General features: G+C 69.2%; 3 protein-coding genes. All 3 read left to right on the top strand.

Annotated features, from left to right (window positions below; translation table 11 throughout):
• Positions 1–239: 239 nt before the first annotated feature.
• From bshA to EPN33_08825, 3 genes are read left to right on the top strand one after another with little or no spacing between them, the layout of a single operon-like run.
• Positions 240–1,352 (top strand): N-acetyl-alpha-D-glucosaminyl L-malate synthase BshA, encoded by a 1,113-nt coding sequence (gene bshA, locus EPN33_08835; protein ID TAN22196.1) that lies wholly within the window; start codon positions 240–242, stop codon positions 1,350–1,352.
• The gene (locus EPN33_08830) at positions 1,349–2,041 is read left to right on the top strand and encodes a hypothetical protein (protein TAN22195.1); all 693 of its coding nucleotides are present in this window, start codon (positions 1,349–1,351) and stop codon (positions 2,039–2,041) included. Before bshA ends, EPN33_08830 begins: the two co-directional genes overlap by 4 nt.
• A 2-nt stretch (positions 2,042–2,043) precedes the next feature.
• Entirely contained in the window at positions 2,044–2,526 is a 483-nt protein-coding gene (locus EPN33_08825; protein ID TAN22194.1) for a nucleoside deaminase, read from the top strand.
• Positions 2,527–2,872 lie beyond the last annotated feature (346 nt).

Genomic DNA, 2,872 nt, shown 5'->3' with positions numbered 1-2,872 from the left:
GGCGCACCCACAGAAGCGCGCGGCCTTCCCAAGCGGAGCTGGGGCGTAGGGGCCCCCAGCGCAGCGGGCTCTCGGCCTTAGAGAGCGGGCCGCGCGGCGAACACGGCGCACCCACAGAAGCGCGCGGTCATCCCAAGCGGAGCTGGGGCCTAGGGGCCCCCAGCGCAGCGGGCCCTCGGCCTTAGAGAGCGGGCCGCGCGGCGTAGCCGCGCTGGGTGCCCGCGATCATAATAGAAAGCGTGAGAATCGGCATCACCTGTTATCCCACCTATGGCGGCAGCGGCATCGTGGCCACCGAGCTGGGCATGGAACTGGCGCAGCGCGGGCACGAAGTCCATTTCATCACCCACGCCAACCCCATCCGGCTCGATCCCGACACTCCGCGCGTGCATTACCACGAAGTCGAGGTCTCCTCCTATCCCCTGTTTCAGTACCCACCCTACGCGCTGGCGCTGGCGTCACGCATGGCCGAAGTTGCTTCCTGCTACCGGCTCGACCTGCTGCACGTTCACTACGCCATTCCGCACTCGATTGCGGCACTGCTGGCGCAGCAAATGATGGCGCCCAAGCGCCGGCTGCCCTTCATCACCACGTTGCACGGCACCGACATCACGCTCGTGGGCGCCGACCGCTCGTACTTCCCGATCACGAAATTCTCGATTGAGCGCTCAGACGGCATTACGGCAATCAGCGAGTATCTGCGTCAGCAGACCGAAGAAGTCTTTGGCGTGACCCAGCCGATTCAGGTCATCCCCAACTTCGTGAACTGCGATCTGTACCGCCCGGACGCGGAACGGCGGCGCCGGCGTCCGACGCTGCTGCACGTGTCGAATTTCCGGCCGGTGAAGCGCGCGCTCGATTGCATCCGGATTCTGGAGCAGGTGCGCCGCCACGTCGATGCCGCGCTGCTGATGGCGGGCGATGGGCCCGACCGCGGGCCGGCGGAAATGCTGGCACTGGAACTGGGCATCAGCGAGCATGTGACCTTTCTGGGCAAGCAGGACCACATGGAGCGGCTGATTCCCCAGACCCACGTGCTGCTGCTGCCAAGCGAGCTGGAATCGTTCGGGCTGGCAGCGCTGGAGGCGATGGCCTGCGGCGTGCCGCCGGTAGCGTCGCAAACCGGCGGCTTGGGCGAATTGATCAGCCCGGGTGTGGACGGCTTTCTGGAGCCGGTGGGCGACGTGGCCGCACATGCCGCGCGCGTCGTGAGTCTGCTCGAAGATGCGCGGCTGCACCAGCGCATGGCGGCGGCGGCACGCGAAACCGCGCTGCGACGCTTCGATGCGCGCAAGATCATACCGCAGTACGAACGCTTCTATCAGGAAGTCTGCGAGGCCGTGCCGGCATGAAAATCCTGGCCGTCGGCCCGCACCCGGACGACATCGAGTTTGGCTGCGCGCCGCTGCTGCTGCGGGAAGTCGATGCTGGCCACGAGCTGGTGCTGCGGGTGCTGTCACGCGGCGAAGCAGCGAGCGCAGGCACGCCCGAGCTGCGTGAGCGGGAAGCGCGCGCGGCGGCAAAGCTCATGGGCGCGACCATCGAGTTTCTGGATTTCCGTGGCGACTGCCAACTGGAAGCCACGCCCGCCAACGCCATTCGCCTCGCCGGCGAAATCCGCCGCCTGCAGCCGGAGATCGTGCTGGCGCCCAACCCCGCCGAAAATCAGCATCCCGATCACGCCGCCGCCGGCCGGCTGATGCGCGACGCTTGCCGGCTGGCGCGCTACGGCGGTCTGCTGGAGCTGCGCGCCCTGGCGCCGTACCGGGTCGCGCAGTTGTACTTCTACGACATCACGCAGCATGGCGTGCGCGGCCCTGACATTGTGGTCGACATCAGCGATCTGGTGGACCGCTGGGAGGCGGTGATGCGCTGCCACGCCAGCCAGGTCAACAGCCGCGGCTACATCGAGCTGCAGAAAACCGCCGCCCACCTGCTGGGCCTGTCGGTGGGTGTCGAGTACGCCTGCGGCGTTTACGTCAACGAGCCGGTGCGGGTGGAGCGGCTCTCGGCGCTGCAGCTCTCGGCGCGGAATTATTAGGCATGGTCTTCACCGCCGACGACGAACGCTGGATGCGGGAGGCGATTGCCGTCACGCGCGCGGGCATCGCCGCCGGACAAACGCCGTTTGGCTGCGCCATCGTCCGCGCCAGCGGCTTGGTCGCGGCCAGCCATAATCAGGTGTGGGCGGCGGGCGACCCGACCGCCCACGCAGAAGTCACCGCCATCCGCGCCGCCACCGCCAAGCTGGGCGCCATCGCCCTTACCGGCTGCACCCTCTACAGCACCTGCGAACCCTGCCCGATGTGCATGGCCGCGATTCACTGGGCGCGCCTCGAGCGCGTGGTCTACGGCGCCGCGATCGCCGACGCTGCTGCCGCCGGCTTCCACGAGCTGCATCTGCCCGCGGCCGAACTGGCGCGCCTCGGCGGCAGCCCGGTCGCGATCGAAGCCGGCTGCCTCGCCCCCGAATGCCGCGCCCTCTTCGCTGCCTGGCAAGCCCACGGCGCCGCCCGCACGTATTAGCGGGTTAGGCCGCTCAGCGGATCGTTGCTGCATCGCGGGCACCCAGCGCGGCTGCGCCGCGCGGCCCGCTCTCTACAGCCGACGGTCCGCTCCGGCGGGAGCCCGGAGCCCCGCCTCCGCTTGGGACCGTCGCTCCGTGCTCGCGGGCGCTGCACATCGCCATTGGCGCCAGCTTTCGGCCTTAGAGAGCGGGCCGCCCGGCGTAGCCCGCAGCGGCCGGGGAAAGCGGCGCACCCGCAGAAGCGCGCAGTCGTCCCAAGCGGAGCTGGGGCGTAGGGGCCCCCAGCGCAGCGGGCTTTCGGCCTTAGAGAGCGGGCCGCCTTTGCGGCGCCCCGCAACCGCCGGG

It is taken from the genome of Acidobacteriota bacterium (assembly GCA_004299485.1).
Taxonomy (GTDB): domain Bacteria; phylum Acidobacteriota; class Terriglobia; order Terriglobales; family SCQP01; genus SCQP01.
Note: the sequence above shows the minus strand (reverse complement) of the source record. Positions and strands in the feature narration are given on the sequence as shown.

Bases quoted from the DNA above. Each gene is read 5' to 3' on its own strand.
- EPN33_08830 (TAN22195.1), top strand. From the start codon at position 1,349: ATGAAAATCCTGGCCGTCGGCCCGCACCCGGACGACATCGAGTTTGGC.
- EPN33_08825 (TAN22194.1), top strand. From the start codon at position 2,044: ATGGTCTTCACCGCCGACGACGAACGCTGGATGCGGGAGGCGATTGCC.